The sequence below is a fragment of the Actinomadura rugatobispora genome (assembly GCF_042656285.1).
In the GTDB taxonomy this organism is placed as follows: Bacteria; Actinomycetota; Actinomycetes; order Streptosporangiales; family Streptosporangiaceae; genus Spirillospora; species Spirillospora rugatobispora.
In genome coordinates this window covers 20,111-39,385 of sequence record NZ_JBHSON010000088.1, presented here as the reverse complement: position 1 = coordinate 39,385, position 19,275 = coordinate 20,111, and the positions used below count along the sequence as shown (strand labels likewise).

The following is a 19,275-nucleotide window of genomic DNA, read 5'->3' as shown; positions in this document are numbered from 1 at the left end:
CGGAGTGGTCCTGTGAACGCGGCCCGCCTGGAGACCCGACTGGGCCCCCTGGAGCTGCCCAACCCCGTGCTGACGGCGGCGGGCTGCGGCGGGACGGGCCGCGAACTGGCCCAGTTCTTCGACCTCGACCGGCTCGGCGCGTTCGTCACCACCTCGGTGATGACGCGGCCGCGCGCGGGCCGTCCGACGCCGCGGATGGCCGAGACGCCCAGCGGCCTGCTCACCGCCATGGGCCTGCCCGGGCCGGGCGTGGAGGGCTTCCTGGAGCGCGACCTGCCCTGGCTGGCCGAGCAGGGCGTGCGCACGATCGTGTCGGTCGCGGGCAACAGCGTGGAGGAGTTCGGGGAACTGGCCCGGCGGCTGCGCGGCGTCCCGGGGATCGCCGCGATCGAGGTCAACGTGGCCTGCCCCAACGTCGAGGACCGCGGCCGGATGTTCGCCTGGCACCCGGGCGCCGCCGCCTCGGTCGTCCGGGCGGTCAGGGCGCACGCCCGTCCCGGGGTGCCGATGCTGGCCAAGCTCGCGCCCGACGTCACCGACATCGTCACCATCGCCCTGGCGTGCGTGGACGCCGGCGCCGAGGGCCTCACCCTGATCAACACCCTGGAGGGCATGGCGATCGACACCGGGACGCTGCGGCCCGCGCTCACCGGCGTGTCGGGCGGCCTGTCCGGGCCCGCGATCCGCCCGCTGGCGGTGCGCTGCGTCTACCAGGTGCACGCGGCCCTGCCCGGCATCCCGATCGTCGGGGTGGGCGGGGTGGCCTCCGGCCTGGACGCGCTGGAGTTCCTCCTGGCGGGCGCCTCCGCGGTGGCCGTGGGCACCACCCTGTTCCACGACCCGATGGCCGTGCCGCGGATCGTCCGGGAACTGGACGAGGCTCTCGCGGCCCGCCGGATCGGCCGGATCGCCGACGTCGTGGGGCTGGCCCACAAGCCCGCCGGGTACGTACCGCCCCAGGTGCGCCCCGAGCCGCCCGCCGAGCCGGGCGCCGACCCCGTGTCCGGGAGCGGCGCCGAGCACGCCTCTGAGCCCTTCTCCGGGCCGGCCGCCGAGCCCGGGGAACTGAAGGAGAAGCTTTAGTGTCCGCACCCGCCCCCATCGCCGTCGCCCTGGACGCCCCCGACCTGGAGACGGCCGCGCGCTGGGCCACCCTGGTCACCCCGCACGTCAGCACCGTCAAGGTCGGCCTGGAGCTGTACCTGCGCTACGGCCCCGACGTGGTCGCCAGCGTCCGGGGCGCCAGCCGGGTCCAGGTGTTCCTGGACCTCAAGCTGCACGACATCCCCGCCACCGTGGCCGGCGCGGCCCGTGCCGTCGCGCGGCTGCGGCCGGCGTACCTGACCGTGCACGCGGCGGGCGGCCCGGCCATGATCCGCGCCGCGGTGGAGGCCGCCCCGGCCGCCCGCGTGGCGGCCGTGACGGTGCTCACCTCGCTCGGCGACGCCGACCTGGCCGCGCTCGGAGTGGCGGGGCCCGCCTCGGACGCGGTGCGCCGCCTGGCGGCGCTCTCGGTGGAGGCCGGGGCGCAGGCGCTGGTGTGCTCGCCGCAGGAGGCCGCCGCGGTGCGGGCCGAGGTCGGCCCGGACATCACGCTCATCACGCCGGGGGTGCGCCCCGCGGGGGCGGAGACGCAGGACCAGGCGCGGGTGGCCACGCCCGAGGCGGCGCTGGCCGCGGGCGCCGATCTGCTGGTGATCGGGCGTCCCATCACCGGCGCCGCCGACCCGGGCGCGGCGGCGGCGGGGATCGCGGCGGCGCTGCGGCGCACCGCGCCGTGATCCCCGGTTCGGCGGACCGTAAAGGGTAAATACGGACCGGGCGTGATAAGCGTCACGTTCGGCACGTTCCAACGGCCCTCGCTGATCGCCAGTCGACATTTCTGATGTGTCGGGAATCTCCCGTGCACACTCCGCCGCGAACGCGCAGCGTGATCATCCGATGGCGCTCCGCTGATCGACTAGGCCCCTCGGGTGGTGTTCGCGGGTGGCCGATGACGCAAACGGGCGTCCCGGGGGCGATTTTTCACGATCAAGCAATAGTCCCTGCAAGGCGGGGGGGTGACCCTCGCACCCCGCCCAGTTGGGTACACTGGGTATTCAGGACACTTCAAGGAGTGATATTCGTGATTTTGTGGCGGGCTAAACGGCACTTCACGTTGCCTTATGGGCAGTGAACTCGCTAGTTTCCACACCCGTCCGACTCCGTCGAGTGGAAACCTGAGGTGACCCGGCGTGGCTCTTCCGCCCCTAACCCCCGAACAGCGCGCCGCAGCCCTGGAAAAGGCTGCCAAGGCTCGCAAGGAGCGGGCCGAGGTTAAGAACAAGCTCAAGCACGGGGGGCTCTCGCTTGCCGAGGTCCTCAAGAATGGGCAGACCGACGACGTCATCGGCAAGATGAAGGTGTCGGCCCTCCTCGAGTCCCTGCCCAGCGTGGGGAAGGTCCGTGCCAAGCAGATCATGGAGCGCCTGGGCATCGCCGAGTCCCGCCGCGTGCGGGGCCTCGGCGCCAACCAGCGCGCCTCCCTGGAGCGTGAGTTCGGCGGTGGAACCCGCTGATCCGCGACTCATGGGCGGGCGCGGCGGCGAATCCGCCGCGGCCGGTCCGGCGCGTTCCCGGCCGCCCGGCTCCATCCCGTCCGAATCCGGCGCACCCATTCCTGCGCCGGAAAGCTCCCTCCCACGGGGCGTGCCCGTGCGACGGCTGACGGTCCTCTCCGGGCCGTCGGGCGTCGGCAAGAGCACGGTCGTCGCCGAGATCCGGCGGGCCCACCCAGAGGTGTGGCTGTCGGTCTCGGTGACCACCCGGCCCCCCCGGCCGGGCGAGACCCACGGGGTGCAGTACTTCTTCGTCGACGACGCCGGTTTCGACCGGCTCGTCGCCGAAGGGGAGCTCCTGGAGTGGGCGGAGTTCGCGGGGAACCGCTACGGCACCCCGCGCCGCCCGGTCGAGGACCGGCTCGCCCGCGGCGAGCCGGTGCTCCTGGAGATCGACCTCCAGGGCGCCCGCCAGGTCCGGCGCTCCAAGCCGGACTCCCTCCACGTCTTCCTGGCCCCGCCCTCCTGGGAAGAGCTCGTCCGCCGCCTCGTCGGCCGCGGCACCGAGCCCCCCGAGGTCGTCGAACGCCGCCTCGACGCGGCCCGCGTGGAACTCGCCGCCGAGAAGGAGTTCGACGTCACCCTCGTCAACACGTCCGTCCAGGACGTGTGCGATGACCTGCTAACCTTGATGGCTGTTCGTTAATCAGCTCAGACATCTAGCGGAAGGCCACGGAGTGGCAGCCAGCAGCGAAGGCATCACCAACCCGTCGATCGACGAGCTCCTCGAGGTCGTCGACACCAAGTACGGCCTCGTGAGCATCGCGGCCAAGCGCGCCCGGCAGATCAACGCCTACTACGCCCAGCTCGGCGAGGGCCTGCTGGAGTACGTCGGCCCGCTCGTCGAGACCCAGGTCCAGGAGAAGCCGCTCTCGATCGCCCTGCGCGAGACCCGGGAAGGCCTCCTCAACGCCGAGCCCATCGAAGGCTGAGGTCGGCCCGGCCCGGGGGGCGACCCCTGCTCGATGGCCTGGCGGCCATCTTCGCCGGGCCCCGTTCCTCAGTGTTGACCCAGGGGGCGACCCCCTGGAACCCCCGACTGGGCTCCGCCCCGGCTCGACGGCCTGGCGGCCGTCCTCGCCGGGCTCTGCCCGGCCCGCGGGCCGGCCCTACTCGATGGCCCTGGGGCCATCTTCGCCGGACCCCGGACCTCAGTGTTGACCCAGGGGGACGACCTCCTGGAACCCCGGCTGGGCCTCGCCCCGGCTCGACGGCCTGACGGCCATCTTCGCCTGGGCTTGCATGTTGGGCCCGGCCGAGCATCTCGAATCCTGGACTGGGCCTCGCCTTCTACGGCCCAGCGTTCGCCCGGAGCCCGTGGTGTGAATCACGGCTGGCCTCGGTGGGTTGGGGGGCGCTGTGTGGGGGCGGTTGGGGCTTTGAGATCCTTTGGGGCAATGGAGACTCCGGAAGGCGATCGTATGGACTCCTCCCGGCCGCGTGTCGTCCTGGGCGTCGGCGCGGGTATTGCCGCGTACAAGGTGTGCGAGCTGCTGCGGCGGCTCACCGAGTCCGGGCACGACGTGCGCGTGGTGCCCACGGCCGACGCCCTGCGGTTCGTCGGCGAGCCCACCTGGGCCGCGCTGTCGGGCCACCCGGTGTCGCCCGAGGTGTGGACCGGGGTCTCCGAGGTGCCGCACGTGCGTCTGGGGCAGGGCGCGGACCTGGTGTTCGTGGCGCCCGCCACCGCCGACCTGCTGGCCCGGGCCGCGCACGGGCTGGCCGACGACCTGCTCACCAACACGCTGCTGACCGCGCGCTGCCCGGTCGTGTTCGCCCCCGCGATGCACACCGAGATGTGGGAGCACCCGGCCACCCAGGCCAACGTGGCGACGCTGCGGTCCCGCGGCGCCATCGTCGTCGACCCGGCCTCGGGGCGCCTCACCGGCAAGGACACCGGGCGCGGACGGCTGCCCGAGCCCGCCGAGCTGTTCGAGGTCGCCCGGCACGTCCTGGCCCGTCAGGGGGTGCGGGACCTGGCGGGACGGCACGTGGTCGTGTCCGCCGGCGGCACCCGCGAGGCCATCGACCCGGTGCGCTTCATCGGGAACCGGTCCTCCGGGATGCAGGGGTACGCGCTGGCCCGGACGGCGGTCGCCCGCGGCGCCCGCGTCACGCTGGTGTCCGCCAACGTCGCGCTGCCCGACCCGGCCGGAGCCCAGGTGGTACCGGTCGGATCGGCCGAGGAGATGCGCAAGGCCGTGCTCGAGGCCGTCCAGGACGCCGACGCGGTGGTGATGGCCGCCGCGGTCGCCGACTTCCGGCCCGCCGGCTACCAGGGCTCGAAGATCAAGAAGACGCCGGGCGCCGAGCCCGAGCCGATCGCGCTGGCCAAGAACCCCGACATCCTTGCGGAGCTGGCGGCCGACCGCCCGCCCGGACAGGTCGTGGTCGGGTTCGCCGCCGAGACCGACGACGTGCTGGCCAACGGCCGCGAGAAGCTCGCCCGCAAGGGCTGCGACCTGCTCGTCGTCAACCAGGTCGGGGAGGACCTGACGTTCGGCAGGCCCGACAACGCCGCCGTCGTGCTGGGTGCGGACGGCACCTCCACGGAGGTGCCGCGGGGCGCCAAGGAGGCGCTGGCCGAGGTGGTCTGGGATCTGATCGCCGCCCGTCTGCCGGACTGACCCGCCCGCCAGGGTTCTGGACCCTAGGGTCGGCCCTCAGATACCGTGCGAGCGCGTTACCTGGACGGTGAGGCGACGCCGGAGGCGAGCCTCATCGGCCAGATCGCGAAGCGATGCCGCGCTCGCCAAGTTCCGGTTAGGTGCGAGCCGCCAGGCGAGCGCCGTAGGCCGGGACTTTGAAACACAGCCGCCAGGCGAGCGCCGTAGGCCGGGACTTAGAGAACACAGCCACGGTGCGTCCCGGGGGTGCAGGGGGGGCGGCGTTCGGTATACCTTGCGTCAGGGCCGATCCCGATAGACTTCGGCGGAATACGCCAACCGGCCGCGCCCGGCCGGTCGTGCCACAGGCCGGAAGACGGTCCAGCCCCCGCGGGGCGGCGTTCCCCGCCGGAGGTCACATCCACAAGTCCGATTTCTGCGACGTCAGTCAGCAGCCGCTGCAAGGAGTTCACGTACGTGTCTCGCCGCCTGTTCACCTCCGAGTCCGTCACCGAAGGACATCCGGACAAGATTGCGGACCAGATCAGCGACGCGATCCTCGATGCGATGCTCAAGGACGACCTGAAGAGCCGGGTCGCCGTCGAGACCATGATCACCACCGGCCAGGTGCACGTGGCCGGTGAGGTGACCACCGAGACTTACGTGGACATCCCCGGGGTGATCCGCGAGAAGATCCTGGAGATCGGCTACGACTCGTCCAAGAAGGGCTTCGACGGGCACTCCTGCGGCGTGTCGGTGTCGATCGGGGCCCAGTCGCCCGACATCGCGCAGGGCGTCGACGACGCCTACGAGACCCGCGACGGCGAGGACCGCGACAAGCAGGGCGACGACCTGGACCGCCAGGGCGCGGGCGACCAGGGCCTGATGTTCGGGTACGCCACCCGGGAGACGCCCGAGCTGATGCCGCTGCCGATCACCCTGGCGCACCGGCTGGCGCAGCGGCTGTCGAAGGTCCGCAAGGAGGGCGTGGTGCCCTACCTGCGCCCCGACGGCAAGACCCAGGTCACCATCGAGTACGACGGCGACCGCGGGGTGCGGCTCGACACCGTGGTGGTGTCCTCCCAGCACGCCCCCGACATCGACCTCAAGGAGCTGCTGACGCCCGACGTCAAGGAGCACGTGGTCGACCCGGTGCTGGCCGACTTCGACCTGGACACGGGCGGGTACCGGCTGCTGGTCAACCCCACCGGCCGCTTCGAGATCGGCGGGCCGATGGGCGACGCCGGCCTCACCGGCCGCAAGATCATCGTGGACACCTACGGCGGCATGGCCCGGCACGGCGGCGGCGCGTTCTCCGGCAAGGACCCGTCCAAGGTCGACCGGTCCGCCGCGTACGCGATGCGCTGGGTGGCCAAGAACATCGTGGCGGCCGAGCTGGCCGACCGCGCCGAGGTGCAGGTGGCCTACGCCATCGGCAAGGCGCACCCGGTGGGCGTGTTCGTGGAGACCTTCGGCACCGAGAAGGTGCCCACCGACAAGATCCAGGAGGCGGTGCTGGAGGTCTTCGACCTGCGTCCCGCCGCGATCGTCCGCGACCTCGACCTGCTGCGCCCGATCTACTCCAAGACGGCCGCCTACGGCCACTTCGGCCGGCAGGAGCCGGACTTCTCCTGGGAGTCCACCGACCGCGCCGCCGACCTGGCCAAGGCCGCCGGCCTCTGACCTGCCGCGTCGCGAGGGTCCCGGGCGCGAGCCCGGGGCCCTTTTCGGCATGGACGGGCCGGCCGGAATCGAACCGGCGTCCTCCCGGAGGAGATTCCGGGCGCGACGACCTCTGCGCTACGGCCCATCGCCCGGCACTCTAGCGGCGGCCGCCGCCGCGGCGCGCGATGATTTCGGTGTCCCCCTCATCTGGTAGGACGGGGGCGTGACCAACGACGGGCTCATTCCGGGGCTGGAGGCCGCCGCCAAGCCCTCCAAGGGGAAGAAGGGGGCGCGGCGGCCCGCCGCGGAGCTGCCGGTCGCGCGCGTCGCCGTCGACATGTCGCTGCCGCACCTCGACCGGCCCTTCGACTACCAGGTGCCCGCCGATCTGGACGAGAAGACCGTGCCCGGCTGCCGGGTGCGGGTCCGCTTCGCCGGCCAGCTCGTCGACGGCCTGGTCCTGGAACGGGTGGCCGAGAGCGACCACGAGGGCCGCCTGTCGTACCTGGAGCGCGTCACCTCGCCCGAGCCCGTCCTGTCCCCGGAGATCGCCGCGCTGGCCCGGGAGGTGGCCGACCGCTACGCGGGCACCTTCGCCGACGTGCTGCGGCTGGCGATCCCGCCCCGGCACGCGCGGGTCGAGGCCGAGGCCCCGCCCGACGAGGCGCCCGTGGGCGTCCGGGCGGAAGGGCCGGGCCCTTGGGAGGAGTACCCTGCCGGGCCGTCCTTCCTGAAGGCCCTCGAAGCCGGGCGTGCGCCGCGCGCGGTCTGGACGGCCCTGCCCGGCCCCGCCTGGACGAGGGCGATCGCGCGGGCGGTCGCGGTCGTGCTCGGGAGCGGTCGCGGCGCGCTGGTGGTCATGGCCGACGGCCGCGAGGTCGCCCGCGTCGACGAGGCGCTGACCGAGGAGCTGGGGGAGGGCAGGCATGTCGCGCTGACCGCGGAGCTGGGCCCGGCCGAGCGCTACCGGCGCTGGCTCGCGGTGCGCCGGGGCACGGCGCGGGCGGTCGTCGGCACGCGGGCGGCGATGTTCGCGCCGGTCGCCGATCTCGGCCTGGTGGTGCTGTGGGACGACGGCGACGACGTGCACGCCGAGCCGCACGCCCCGTACCCGCATCCCCGCGAGGTGCTGGCGCTGCGCGCGCACCGGGCGGGCGCGGGCGCGCTGATCGGCGGGTTCACCCGCACGACGGACGCGACGGTGCTGGTGGAGACCGGATGGGCGCACGCGCTGGCGGCCGACCGGTCCCGCATCCGCGCGACGATGCCGCGCGTGCGGCCGGTCGGCGACGATGGCGAGCTGGCCCGCGACGGCGCCGCGCGCACGGCCCGGCTGACGCACATGGCCTTCCAGACGGCCCGGCGCGCGCTCGAGGACGGTCCGGTGCTGGTGCAGGTCCCGCGGCGCGGCTACCTGCCGGGGCTGGCGTGCGGCCGGTGCCGTACGCCCGCGCGCTGCGGGGCCTGTCAGGGGCCGCTGTCGATGACCTCCGCCCATGCCGCCCCCTACTGCCGGTGGTGCGGCCGGATCGCCGGTGACTGGGCGTGCCCCGAGTGCGGGCACCGCCAGGTCCGGGCCGTGGTGGTGGGGGCGCGCCGTACGGCCGAGGAGCTGGGGAGGGCTTTTCCGGGCGTGCCGGTATGGACGTCGGGCCGCGACGCCGTCCTCGACCGGGTGGGCGAGGAGCGGGCGCTGGTGGTGTCCACGCCGGGCGCGGAGCCGGTCGCCGAGGGCGGGTACGCGGGGGCGCTGCTGTTGGACGGGTGGGTGCTGCTCGGCCGCGCCGACCTGCGGGCGGGGGAGGAGACGCTGCGCCGCTGGATGAACGCCGCCGCGCTGGTGCGCCCGTCGGCGTCCGTGGTCGTCTCGGCGGACGGCGGGCTGGCCCCGGCGCAGGCCCTGGTCCGCTGGGATCCGGTCACCTTCGCCGAGCGGGAACTGGCCGAGCGGCGGGAGGTCGGCTTCCCGCCGGCCGCGCGCATGGCGTCGCTGACGGGGACTCCGGCGGCCATCCGGGACCTGCTCTCCCACGCGAGGCTGCCGGACGGGGCGGAGGTCCTCGGGCCCGTTCCCGTTCCCATGGCCGCGGGCTCCAAGGGGCCGGAGAAGGAGCGGGCGCTGGTGCGCGTGGCGCGTCCCGCCGGGGTGGCCCTGGCGAAGGCCCTTCAGGAGGCGCAGGGCGTGCGCAGCGCGCGCAAGGCGCCGGAGACGGTGCGCGTGCAGATCGACCCCCTTGAGCTCATCTGAGCGGCTCACGCCGGGACGGTCCGCGCACTAGGGTTCTCCGGGTGGCCGACAACTGGGTGGACACGGTGGCCGGGGAGTTCCGGCACTGGGCTGACCGCCGCGCGACCGATGACGAGGCGCGCGCGCCGGTGGACGCGGAGGGCGTGCGGCTGCTGCTCGACCTCGCCCGCGAGGAGCTGGACCTCTCCGGGCCCGGGGCGCTGACCCCGCCCCTGCTGCGCGAGCTGCTGCTGGAGGTCTTCCCCGAGTCGGTGGTCGTCGCGGCCGACGAGGCGCCCGCCGTCGTGGACGCGGTCCGCCTGCTGCTGGCGTTCCTGCGCGACACCGGGGCCGCCGACGCCGCGTCCGCCGCCGCGCTGGAGGCGGAGCTGGACCGGCTCGTCCCCGAGTTCACCGAGGTCGTCGCCGCCGCGGACACCTCCGAGCGGCAGGCCGCCGCCGAGCTCGTCACCGGGATGATGCTCGCCGAGGGCGTGCCGGTCGACGACCGGGAGGCGGTCGACCGGTGGGTGCGGGACTTCGAGGCCCTCCCCGAGGAGGAGCGCTACGCCCGCACCGAGCGGTACCTGCGCGATATCGAGGAACGCGTCGTGCCGCCCGTGCGGCTGGCCCCCGGGCCCGAACTGGCCGCCGCGGCCCAGGCCGGCGGCCTGGCCGCGGAGGTCCGCGCGCTGGCCGGCTGGACCGGTGACGGCCGCGCGGTGGACGAGCACGGCGAGCTGCCGGCCGCGGACGCGCTCGCCGCCGTCGAGGCCCTGGCGCTGCCCGTGCCGCGCCGTTCCGAATCCGTCCGCGTCCAGGCCGACCTGCCCGAGCTGGACCGGCTCTGGTGGGCGGCGGTGGACGCCGAGGTGATCGTGGTCGAGGACGCCGGGGCCGGCCCCGGCCCGGCGCTGCCGCTGCTGGAGGGCGAGGGGGACGCGGAGGCCGTCCTGGACGCGTGGCTGCGCGTGTTCGACGGCGTGGCGGTGCCCGAGCACGACCCCGAGGGCGGCCTGGACGCCGTCAGGCTCGTGCAGAACGAGCTGACCGGCGTGCTGATCCACCTGTACGAGCAGGAGGAGCCCTCGGCCGCCGACGAGCTGGCCGCCGTGCTGATCGAGCACGTCACCGAGGCGTACGAGTCCGCCGACGCCCGCGAGCTGGCCGCCGCCGTGCGGGAGGCGCTGGCCCTGGAACTGGACGACCTCGTCCGCTGGGGCGTCGCGCGTTCCGCCGGGGAGGCGGGGGCCGGGTACGCGCTGACGCCGCTGGGCGTGTGGGGCGTGCGGGAGCTGCTGCTGGCCGACGGTTTCGCCGCGCCCGTCGTGGGCGATCTCGCCGCCGCGCCCGCCGCCGAGCTGGTCGCCGGGCTGACCTGGCACCGCCAGGACACCGCCGACGAGGAGATCGACGGCTGGCTGGCGGGGCGCGACGCCAAGGCCGCCGCGGGAGATCTGCTGGAGGTCATGGGCACCGGCGGTCCCGGTGCCCGCAACCTCGCCGCCGCCGTCCTGCAGCGGGTCGGCCCGGAGGCCGCGGACGTCGTGCGGGAGGCGGCCGAAAGGCGGCCGGTGCGGCCCTACGCCCTGCTCTGGCTCGACCGCCTCGCCGAGCCTCAGGACGGCGGGGAGCGTGGCGCGCTGGACCGCGACGACTACCTGTGGCTGTTCGTCGACACCGTCGCCGGGATGCTGGAGACCGCCGACCCGGGCGAGGCGGTGGCCGCGGCCCTCGCGGACGCGCCCGCCGGGGCCGACCTGTCCGGGATGGTCCAGGAGATGTGGCGGTCCGACCACCCCGACGCGGCCGAGGTCCTGAGGGCGCTGGGCGACCACCACCCGGACCGGTTGATCGCCAAGGCGGCGCGGACGGCCGCGTACAAGGCGCGGTCGGTGCGCGCCCCTTCGTAGACTGGACACCCGATTCGCAGGGACCAGTGAGTTACAGGACAGGAAACGGAGTCCTCGTTGGCCGTCAAGCCCATTCGCCTCTTCGGCGACCCAGTGCTGCGCACCCCGGCCGAGCCCGTCAAGGACTTCGACAAGGAACTGCGGCAGCTCGTCAAGGACCTCACCGACACGATGATCGACGCGCCGGGGGCGGGCCTTGCGGCTCCGCAGCTCGGCGTGGGCCTGCGCGTGTTCACCTACTACGTCGACGACCGGCTGGGCCACGTGGTCAACCCGACCCTGGACCTGTCCGACGAGCAGGAGACCGACGACGAGGGCTGCCTGTCCCTGCCGGGCCTGGCGTTCCCGACGCCCCGCTCGGTCCAGGTCGTGGCCAAGGGCTTCAACATGCACGGTGAGCCGATCACGCTGGAGGGCAGCCATCTGCTGGCCCGCTGCGTCCAGCACGAGACCGACCACCTCGACGGGATCATCTTCATCGACCGGATGGACGCCGAGCAGCGCAAGGCGGCCATGAAGGCGATCCGCCAGGCCGAGTGGTTCGGGGAGCCGGCGCCCGTGGTCAAGGACTCCCCGCACCGCACGTTCGGAAAGGCCCTGTAGGTGAAGCTCGTTTTCGCCGGCACCCCCGAGACGGCGCTGCCCGCCCTGGAGGCGCTGCTGGAGTCGCCCCGGCACGAGGTGGCCGCCGTGGTGACCCGTCCCGACGCGCGGTCCGGGCGGGGCCGGAAGGTGGAGGCCAGCCCGGTCGCGCGGCGCGCCGAGGAGGCGGGCGTGGAGGTCCTCAGGCCCGCCAAGGCCCGCGACCCGGAGTTCCTCGACCGGCTGCGCGAGATCGCCCCCGACTGCTGCCCGGTGGTGGCCTACGGGGCGCTGCTGCCCAAGCCCGCGCTGGACATCCCCCGGCACGGCTGGGTCAACCTGCACTTCTCGCTGCTGCCCGCCTGGCGCGGCGCGGCGCCCGTCCAGCACGCGATCCTGCACGGCGACGAGGTGACCGGCGCGGCCACCTTCCAGATCGAGGAGGGCCTGGACACCGGGCCGGTGTTCGGGGTGCTGACCGAGCCGATCCGGCCCGACGACACCTCGGGCACGCTGCTGGAGCGGCTGGCGGTCGCCGGCGCCCGGCTGCTGGCCGACACCATGGACGGCATCGAGGCCGGGGCGCTGGACCCCCGCCCGCAGCCCGCGGACGGCGTCTCGCACGCCTCCAAGATCACTCCGGAGGTCGCCCGGGTCGACTGGGCGGCGCCCGCCCTGCGCGTCGACCGGCTGATCCGCGCCTGCACGCCCGCCCCCGGCGCCTGGACGACCTTCCGCGACGAGCGGCTCAAGCTCGGCCCGGTCCGCCCGGCCGCCGGCGCCGGGCCGCTGGGCCCCGGCCAGATCCGGACATCCAAGAAGGAGGTCCTGGTCGGCACGGCCACCCACCCCGTCGCGCTCGGCGAGGTGCAGCCCCAGGGGAAGCGGCGGATGTCCGCGCTCGACTGGACGCGCGGCGCCTCCCTCACCGGTAAGGACACCCTGGTCTGATGCCTCCCGCCCGCAAGCGCCCCAGCGGACACGGCAGCGGCGACGGCGGCGGCCGCGGGAAGGGCCGCGGCGGCCACGGCCACCCGTCCCGCAACCGCAGGCCCGGCGGCCCGCGCCGCACCGGAGGTCCCGAGGACCTCGTCCGCCGGACCGCCTTCGACGTGATCCGCGCGGTGGAGACCCGCGACGCCTACGCCAACCTGCTGCTGCCCGCCCGGCTCCGCGACCGCGAGCTGACCGGCCGGGACGCGGCGCTGGCGACCGAGCTGACCTACGGCACGCTGCGCGGCCGCGGCACCTACGACGCGGTCCTGGCGATGTGCAGCGACCGGCAGTTGCGCCGCATCGACCCGCCGCTGCTGGACGTGCTGCGCCTGGGCGCGCACCAGATCCTGGCCACCCGGATCCCGCCGCACGCCGCCGTCGGCACGGCCGTCGACCTGGCCCGCTCGGTGGCCGGGCCGGGGCAGGCCAAGTTCGCCAACGCGGTGCTGCGCAAGGTCGCCACCCGCGACCTGGCGGGCTGGCTGGCGATCGTGGTCCCCGAGGGCGGCGGTGAGGCGGCCAGGTTCTCGGTCGCCTACAGCCACCCGAAGTGGATCGTCAGCGCGCTGCGCGACGCGCTCGGGCCCGACCGGGGCGAGATCGAGGCGCTGCTGGAGGCCGACAACCAGCGCCCCCGCGTGACGCTGGTGGCCCGGCCCGGCCGCGCGACCGTCGAGGAGCTGCGGGAGGCGGGGGCCGAGGCGGCGCCGTACTCGCCGTACGCCGCGGTGCTGCCGGAGGGCGACCCGGCCGCGATCGCCGCCGTCCGCGAGGGGCGGGCGGCCGTGCAGGACGAGGCCAGCCAGCTGGTCGCCCTCGCCATGGCCGCCGCCCCGGTGGAGGGCCGCGACGCGCTGTGGGCCGACCTGTGCGCGGGGCCGGGCGGCAAGGCGGGGCTGCTGTCGGCGCTGGCCGGCGAGCGCGATGCCCGGCTGCTGGCCGCCGACCTCCAGCCGCACCGCGCCGCCCTGGTCGCCCGCGCCGTCGACGGCCGGGCGGGCGTGGTCGTTGCCGACGGCACCGCGCCGGCCTGGCGCCCCGGGGCGTTCGACCGGGTCCTGCTGGACGTGCCGTGCACCGGGCTGGGCGCGCTGCGGCGCCGTCCCGAGGCCCGCTGGCGGCGGGGCCCGGAGGCGGTGGCCGAGCTCGGCCCGATCCAGCGTGACCTGCTGCGCCGCGCGCTCGACTCCGTGCGGTCCGGGGGAGTGGTGGCCTACGTCACCTGCTCCCCGCACCTGGCCGAGACGCGGGTGGTGGTCGACGACGTGCTGCGGGGCCGCGACGACGTGGAGCGGTTGGACTCCCCGGCCGTCCTGGCGTCCGTCGTGCCCGGCCTCACCGGTTTGGGGGACGGGCCGTACGCCCAGTTCTGGCCGCACCGGCACGGCACGGACGCGATGTTCCTGGCGCTGCTGCGGCGCGGCTGACGGTCGTCCGGAGGGCGGCCCGGAAAGGGGGCCGGGCCGTTTGCCGGTGGACGGCGGGGAACCTTTACGTGTTGGAGGGACGTCCTCCCGAGAGCGCTCAGTAACCTCGATGACTTCCACCGACCCTGCCAGACCCTTCGACTCGCTCAGGGGGATCCGTGCTCACCGGCGCCATGCACGTCCTGTCGTTCATCGGCAGCGCGGCCTTCTACCTGCCGCTGCTGGTGATCGTCTACTGGTGCGTGGATCCCCGGCTGGGGGCGCGCGCGGCCGTGGTGCTGTCGTTCGGCTCGGTGGTCAACACCTGGCTGAAGCTGGTCTTCCACGCCCCCCGGCCGTTCTGGACCGACACGTCCGTCACCGGGCACGAGCCCCGCGAGTCGTTCGGCATGCCGTCCGGGCACGCCCAGAACGCCGTCGCGCTCTGGGGCTACCTCGCCGCGCAGACCCGCCGCCGGGTGCTGTGGGCGGCGGCGCTGGCCCTGATCGCCGGGATCGGGGTCTCCCGGGTGGTGCTGGGCGTGCACTCGGTCGGCCAGGTCCTGGCCGGCTGGGCGGTCGGCGCCGCCGTGCTGGCCGCCGCGCTGTGGCTGGAGCCCCGGGTGGTGCCGTGGTGGACGGCCCGTTCCCTGCCCGAGCAGTTCGGGTTCAGCCTCGCCGTCGCGCTGGCGGCGCTGGGCGGCATGTGGGCCGCGGTCGAGGCGCTGGAGGGCTGGCGCTGGCCCACCGCCTGGGCGCGCGCGATCGCCCAGGCGGGCGGGAGCGTGGAGCCGATCACGCTGAGCGAGGGCGCCGCGGCCGCGGGCGGGCTGTTCGGCCTGCTGGCCGGGCTGTCGTACGCGGCGTCCCGGATCGGGTACGACGCGGGCGGCGAGCCCTGGCGGCGGCTGGCCCGGATCCCGGTCGGCGCCGCGGGCGCGATGGCGATCTACACGCTGGGGCTGTTCCTGGGCACCCAGCCCTTCCAGGCGTTCGTGGTGCAGGCGCTGCTGGCGCTGTGGGCCACCGCCGGCGCGCCGGAGGTGTTCGTCCGGCTGCGGCTGGCGCGCGGAACCCCCCGCGCCCTCACCCGGGCGGGTGAGGAGCGGGCGAGGATACGGCAATAGACTCGGGGCATCATGGCTCCGCAGATCTCTCCCAGCATCCTGTCCGCCGACTTCTCCCGGCTCGCCGACGACGTCGCGATCATCGCCGACGCCGCCGACTGGGTCCACGTCGATGTGATGGACAACCACTTCGTGCCCAACCTCACGCTCGGGCTGCCGGTCGTGGAGGCGCTCCTCAGGACCAGCGCGCTCCCGCTCGACTGCCATCTGATGATCGAGGACCCCGACCGGTGGGCGCCGCAGTACGCCGAGGCGGGCGCGGGCAGCGTCACCATCCACGCCGAGGCCGCCAAGGCCCCGGTCCGGACGCTGCGGGCCATCCGCTCGGCGGGGGCCCGCGCCGGGCTGGGCATCAACCCGGCCACGCCGGTGGAGCCCTACGAGGACATCCTCGGTGAGATCGACATGCTCCTGCTGATGACCGTGGAGCCCGGGTTCGGCGGCCAGAAGTTCCTCGATGTCGTGCTGCCCAAGGTCCGCCGCGCCCGCGCCCTCATCGGCGACCGGCCGGTGTGGCTGCAGGTGGACGGCGGCGTCAGCGCCGAGACCATCGAGCGGTGCGCCGAGGCGGGCGCCGACGTGTTCGTGGCGGGCAGCGCCGTGTACGGCGCCGAGGATCCGGCCGAGGCCGTGCGCAAGCTGCGCGGCCAGGCCGAGAAGGCCGCCCAGGGGGCGGGGCAGGGGGCCGCGGAGGGGGCCGCCGCCCGGTGAGCGCGCTGACCCTGCCGTGCCCGGCGGTGCTGTTCGACGTGGACGGCACCCTGGTCGACTCGACGCCCCTGGTGGAACGGGCGGCACGGCTGTGGGCGCCCCGGTACGGCATCGACGCCGAGGAGTTCCTCGTGGGCGCGCACGGCCGCCGCACCTCCGACCGCGTCGCCGACTTCCTGCCGCCCGAGCGGGTGCGGGCCGCCACCGAGCACCTGGACGCCCTGGAGGCCGAAGAGGTGGAGGGGGTCACGGCCATCGCGGGCGCCCTCGAGCTGCTCGCCGGGATGGACGGGCTGCCGTGGGCGGTGGTGACGTCCATGGACCCGGTCCAGCTCGCGGCGCGTACCGGGGCGGCCGGGATCCCGCTGCCGGAGGTGGTGGTCACCGCCTCCGACGTGAACGTCGGCAAGCCCGATCCGTCCGGCTACCTGCTGGCGGCGCGCCGTCTGGGGGTCGACCCCCGCGACTGCGTCGTGGTCGAGGACGCGCCCGCGGGGGTGCGGGCGGGCCGTTCGGCGGGGGCGACCGTCCTGGCCGTCACCACCAGCCACGACGCGTCCGAGCTGACCGAGGCCGATCTGCTGGTGCCCGATCTCACGCCGATCGCCGCGGTGCCCGGGGGCCTGCGCCTGTCCGTCCACCCTTCCCGCCGGGGCTGATCCGGCCTGTGAGAGCGGTCCGGTGAGGTGCGGCGCGCACGATAGTATAGTGAATTGGTAGGATTAGTCCTATATGCTCGTCGGCACCATGCCCGCCCCGCCACGGGGGTCCCGGGCCGAGGTGTCACAGGGAGCTTGGACAGATGCAGTTTGCACGGAGACGCCGGATCACGGCCCTGCTCGCCGGCCTGCTGGTGTTGCTCGGATCCGGGGCGCTCGCCGCCTGCGGCGGAGAGGACGAGTCGGGCTCCGGCGGCGCGCTGCGCGTGGGCTACCAGCGCTTCGGCGGGCTCAGCCTGGTCAAGGCGCGCGACGCCGCGTCCGGGGCGAAGTGGTCGCTGTTCGAGAGCGGCCCGGCGCTGACCGAGGCGCTCAAGGCCGGCTCGATCGACATCGGCCAGACCGGGGAGGCGCCGCCGATCTTCGCGGCGGCCGGCCGGATCGACTTCAAGATCATCGCCACCTCGGCGCCGGTGCCCAAGGGCGAGGCGGTGCTGGTGAAGGAGGCCAAGGGGTTCCGCTCGTTCAAGGACCTGCGCGGGCGGACCATCGGGCTCAACAAGGGCTCCAACGTGCACTGGCTGCTGGTACGGCTGCTGGAGGCCAACGGCATGACGATCGACGACGTCAAGGTCCGCTACCTCAAGCCCGCCGAGGGGCGCCCCGCCTTCGACAACGACCAGATCGACGCCTGGGTCATCTGGGACCCCTACTTCGCGCTGGCCGAGCGGCCCGGCGTGAAGATCCTCGCGGACGCGAGCGGCCTGGCCAACAACCGGGAGTACGTGCTGGTCTCGCCCGAGGCGCTGGAGAAGCGGCCCGACCAGATCAAGAAGTTCCTGCAGTCCTACCGGCAGGTCACCGACTGGGGGATCGCCAACCCGGCCGAGCGTGCCAAGATCCTCGCGCCCGAGCTGAAGATGGAGCCCTCCCCCACCGAGCGCGCGCTGGCCCGCAGCGCCCAGCCGCTCGCGCCCGTGGACGGCGCCATCGGCGCCGAACTGCAGAAGATCGCCGACGGGTTCACCGCGCTGGAGCTGATCCCCGGCAAGGTCGACATCGCGGGACGCGTCGACGGCCGGTACGCGGACATCCTCAAATGAGCGTCCGCGCGCAGAACCTCCGCAAGCCGGCCGGCGGCGACCCGGACGGGGACGCGCCGGACGGCGGCGAACCGGCCGGCCGCGAACCGGAGGCCGGCACGTCCAACGCCCGCGCATCCAAGGCCGGCACGTCCAAGGCCCGCAAGCCGAAGGCGCGCGCGGCGAACTTCCGCAAGCGCCGCCTGACCACCCCGGTCGTGCTGCTGGTCCTGTGGGAGGGCGCGGGCCGCGCGGGCGTGCTGTCGCACGAGAAGCTGCCCCCGCCCAGCCAGGTGCTCGAGGCGGGCTGGCGGCTGTCCAGCGACGGCACGCTCGCCGGCTACCTCGCCGACTCGCTCCAGCGCGCGGTGCTCGGGCTGCTCATCGGCGGGACGCTGGCACTGGTCCTGGGCTCGATCGCGGGGCTGGTGCGGCTGGGCGACGACCTGGTCGACCCGACCGTCCAGATGGCCCGGATGCTGCCGCACCTCGGCCTGGTCCCGCTGCTGATCATCTGGCTGGGCATCGGGGAGTCGCTGAAGGTCACGCTGGTCGCGCTGGGCGCGTTCTTCCCGATCTACCTCAACACCTACGCCGGGATCCGCGACATCGACGAGCGGCTGGTGGAGGCGGCCCGGACCTGCGGGCTGACCTGGCTGGAACGGCTCCGGCACGTGGTGCTGCCCGGCGCCACGCCCTCGCTGTTCCTGGGGCTGCGGCTGGCGTTCGCGGCCGGCTGGCTGAGCCTGGTCGTCGGCGAGCAGGTCAACGGCGACAGCGGGCTCGGCTTCATGATGATGGAGGCCCGCGAGTTCAGCCAGACCGAGGTCGTGGTGCTGGGCCTGCTGGTGTACGCGGGCCTCGGCCTGCTGTCGGACCTGGCGCTGCGGGCGGGGGAGAGGAGGGTCCTGGCGTGGCGACGCGGACTTCGAGCCTCGTAGTGGAGGCCGCCGGCGTGCGGCGCTCGTTCGGGGACACGGTCGTGCTGGACGGCGTCGACGTCTCCATCGACCGCGGCGAGGTGGTCGCGCTGCTGGGCGCCAGCGGCTCGGGCAAGAGCACCCTGCTGCGCATCCTGGCGGGCCTGGACGAGGAGGCCGGCGGCTCGGTGTCGGTGCCCGCCTCGCGGGCGGTGGTGTTCCAGGAGCACCGGCTGCTGCCGTGGAAGCGGGTGGCCGACAACGTGGCCCTGGGCGTGCGGACCGGGGACGCCGCCCAGCGCACCGCCGACGCGCTGGCCGAGGTCGGGCTGGCCGACCGCGGCGGCGCCTGGCCCGCCGAGCTGTCGGGCGGTCAGTCGCAGCGCGTCGCCATCGCCCGCGCCCTCATCCGGCGCCCGGACCTGCTCCTGCTGGACGAGCCGTTCGGCGCGCTGGACGCCCTGAACCGGCTGAAGATGCAGGCCCTCTTCGGGCGGCTGCGGGCGGCGCACGGTTTCGCGGCGCTGCTGGTCACCCATGACGTGGACGAGGCGATCCTGCTGGCGGACCGGCTGCTGGTCCTGGACGGCGGCCGCATCGCCGAGACGATCGAGGTGGACCTCGACCATCCGCGCGCCGTCGACGCCCCCGGCTTCGGGGCCCTGAGGCGGCGCCTGCTGACGCTGCTGCGCGTCCCGGCGAGCCCGGACGAGGAGCAGAACGAGGAGTAGAACACCGCCCGGCCCCGCCCCCTCGCCCGTGCCATAGCGCACCGGGCCAGGGG

Annotated in this window: 18 protein-coding genes and 1 tRNA gene; 18 read left to right on the top strand and 1 reads right to left on the bottom strand. The window is 74.6% G+C overall.

The window, feature by feature from the left end; translation table 11 throughout:
- The first annotated feature begins 12 nt into the window (after positions 1-12).
- The 7 genes from ACFPZN_RS43300 to metK all read left to right on the top strand — a co-directional run bounded on the left by ACFPZN_RS43300 (position 13) and on the right by metK (position 6,886).
- On the top strand, positions 13-1,083 hold the full coding sequence (locus ACFPZN_RS43300) for a dihydroorotate dehydrogenase (RefSeq protein ID WP_378288500.1): 1,071 nt from the start codon (positions 13-15) through the stop codon (positions 1,081-1,083).
- On the top strand, positions 1,083-1,781 hold the full coding sequence (pyrF, locus tag ACFPZN_RS43295) for an orotidine-5'-phosphate decarboxylase (protein WP_378288498.1): 699 nt from the start codon (positions 1,083-1,085) through the stop codon (positions 1,779-1,781). Before ACFPZN_RS43300 ends, pyrF begins: the two co-directional genes overlap by 1 nt.
- A 453-nt stretch (positions 1,782-2,234) precedes the next feature.
- Positions 2,235-2,558 carry an integration host factor, actinobacterial type gene (gene mihF / locus ACFPZN_RS43290; RefSeq protein ID WP_378288496.1) on the top strand — a complete coding sequence of 108 codons (324 nt, stop codon included), beginning with the start codon at positions 2,235-2,237 and terminating at the stop codon, positions 2,556-2,558.
- Between the two features lie 73 nt (positions 2,559-2,631).
- Positions 2,632-3,243, top strand: a complete 612-nt coding sequence (gmk, locus tag ACFPZN_RS43285; RefSeq protein ID WP_378288520.1) for a guanylate kinase — start codon at positions 2,632-2,634, stop codon at positions 3,241-3,243.
- A 31-nt stretch (positions 3,244-3,274) separates the two neighbouring features.
- Positions 3,275-3,529, top strand: coding sequence for a DNA-directed RNA polymerase subunit omega (gene rpoZ, locus ACFPZN_RS43280; protein WP_026405772.1), 255 nt, complete (start codon positions 3,275-3,277; stop codon positions 3,527-3,529).
- A 489-nt stretch (positions 3,530-4,018) separates the two neighbouring features.
- Positions 4,019-5,224 (top strand): bifunctional phosphopantothenoylcysteine decarboxylase/phosphopantothenate--cysteine ligase CoaBC, encoded by a 1,206-nt coding sequence (coaBC, locus tag ACFPZN_RS43275; RefSeq protein ID WP_378288493.1) that lies wholly within the window; start codon positions 4,019-4,021, stop codon positions 5,222-5,224.
- A 456-nt stretch (positions 5,225-5,680) separates the two neighbouring features.
- The gene (gene metK / locus ACFPZN_RS43270) at positions 5,681-6,886 is read left to right on the top strand and encodes a methionine adenosyltransferase (protein WP_378288491.1); all 1,206 of its coding nucleotides are present in this window, start codon (positions 5,681-5,683) and stop codon (positions 6,884-6,886) included.
- A 50-nt stretch (positions 6,887-6,936) separates the two neighbouring features.
- Here metK and ACFPZN_RS43265 read toward each other — a convergent pair.
- Positions 6,937-7,013, bottom strand: a tRNA-OTHER gene (locus tag ACFPZN_RS43265).
- Between the two features lie 78 nt (positions 7,014-7,091).
- Between ACFPZN_RS43265 and ACFPZN_RS43260 the strand changes: the two genes are divergently transcribed.
- The 11 genes from ACFPZN_RS43260 to ACFPZN_RS43210 all read left to right on the top strand — a co-directional run bounded on the left by ACFPZN_RS43260 (position 7,092) and on the right by ACFPZN_RS43210 (position 19,222).
- A complete protein-coding gene (locus ACFPZN_RS43260; RefSeq protein ID WP_378288488.1) occupies positions 7,092-9,116 on the top strand; it encodes a primosomal protein N' in 2,025 nt (674 codons plus the stop codon).
- 41 nt (positions 9,117-9,157) lie between these two features.
- Entirely contained in the window at positions 9,158-11,008 is a 1,851-nt protein-coding gene (locus ACFPZN_RS43255) for a hypothetical protein (RefSeq protein WP_378288486.1), read from the top strand.
- 57 nt (positions 11,009-11,065) lie between these two features.
- Entirely contained in the window at positions 11,066-11,611 is a 546-nt protein-coding gene (def, locus tag ACFPZN_RS43250; RefSeq protein WP_378288484.1) for a peptide deformylase, read from the top strand.
- Complete coding sequence (gene fmt / locus ACFPZN_RS43245; protein ID WP_378288482.1) at positions 11,612-12,541, top strand: methionyl-tRNA formyltransferase; 930 nt, start codon at positions 11,612-11,614, stop codon at positions 12,539-12,541. It abuts the gene before it with no gap.
- On the top strand, positions 12,541-14,013 hold the full coding sequence (locus ACFPZN_RS43240; protein ID WP_378288479.1) for an RsmB/NOP family class I SAM-dependent RNA methyltransferase: 1,473 nt from the start codon (positions 12,541-12,543) through the stop codon (positions 14,011-14,013). The genes fmt and ACFPZN_RS43240 overlap by 1 nt, the downstream gene beginning before the upstream one ends.
- Before the next feature lie 158 nt (positions 14,014-14,171).
- Complete coding sequence (locus tag ACFPZN_RS43235) at positions 14,172-15,119, top strand: phosphatase PAP2 family protein (protein WP_378288477.1); 948 nt, start codon at positions 14,172-14,174, stop codon at positions 15,117-15,119.
- A gap of 12 nt (positions 15,120-15,131) precedes the next feature.
- Positions 15,132-15,830 carry a ribulose-phosphate 3-epimerase gene (rpe, locus tag ACFPZN_RS43230; RefSeq protein ID WP_378288474.1) on the top strand — a complete coding sequence of 233 codons (699 nt, stop codon included), beginning with the start codon at positions 15,132-15,134 and terminating at the stop codon, positions 15,828-15,830.
- The gene (locus tag ACFPZN_RS43225) at positions 15,827-16,489 is read left to right on the top strand and encodes an HAD-IA family hydrolase (protein WP_378288472.1); all 663 of its coding nucleotides are present in this window, start codon (positions 15,827-15,829) and stop codon (positions 16,487-16,489) included. Before rpe ends, ACFPZN_RS43225 begins: the two co-directional genes overlap by 4 nt.
- Before the next feature lie 143 nt (positions 16,490-16,632).
- Positions 16,633-17,592: an aliphatic sulfonate ABC transporter substrate-binding protein gene (locus ACFPZN_RS43220; protein WP_378288470.1), complete on the top strand. Its 960-nt coding sequence runs from the start codon at positions 16,633-16,635 to the stop codon at positions 17,590-17,592.
- Positions 17,589-18,512 (top strand): ABC transporter permease, encoded by a 924-nt coding sequence (locus ACFPZN_RS43215; RefSeq protein WP_378288468.1) that lies wholly within the window; start codon positions 17,589-17,591, stop codon positions 18,510-18,512. Before ACFPZN_RS43220 ends, ACFPZN_RS43215 begins: the two co-directional genes overlap by 4 nt.
- Positions 18,485-19,222, top strand: coding sequence for an ABC transporter ATP-binding protein (locus tag ACFPZN_RS43210; RefSeq protein ID WP_378288466.1), 738 nt, complete (start codon positions 18,485-18,487; stop codon positions 19,220-19,222). The genes ACFPZN_RS43215 and ACFPZN_RS43210 overlap by 28 nt, the downstream gene beginning before the upstream one ends.
- Positions 19,223-19,275: the final 53 nt, after the last annotated feature.

Bases quoted from the DNA above. Each gene is read 5' to 3' on its own strand.
- ACFPZN_RS43215 (WP_378288468.1), top strand. From the start codon at position 17,589: ATGAGCGTCCGCGCGCAGAACCTCCGCAAGCCGGCCGGCGGCGACCCG.
- coaBC (WP_378288493.1), top strand. From the start codon at position 4,019: ATGGACTCCTCCCGGCCGCGTGTCGTCCTGGGCGTCGGCGCGGGTATT.
- rpe (WP_378288474.1), top strand. From the start codon at position 15,132: ATGGCTCCGCAGATCTCTCCCAGCATCCTGTCCGCCGACTTCTCCCGG.
- ACFPZN_RS43240 (WP_378288479.1), top strand. From the start codon at position 12,541: ATGCCTCCCGCCCGCAAGCGCCCCAGCGGACACGGCAGCGGCGACGGC.
- ACFPZN_RS43220 (WP_378288470.1), top strand. From the start codon at position 16,633: ATGCAGTTTGCACGGAGACGCCGGATCACGGCCCTGCTCGCCGGCCTG.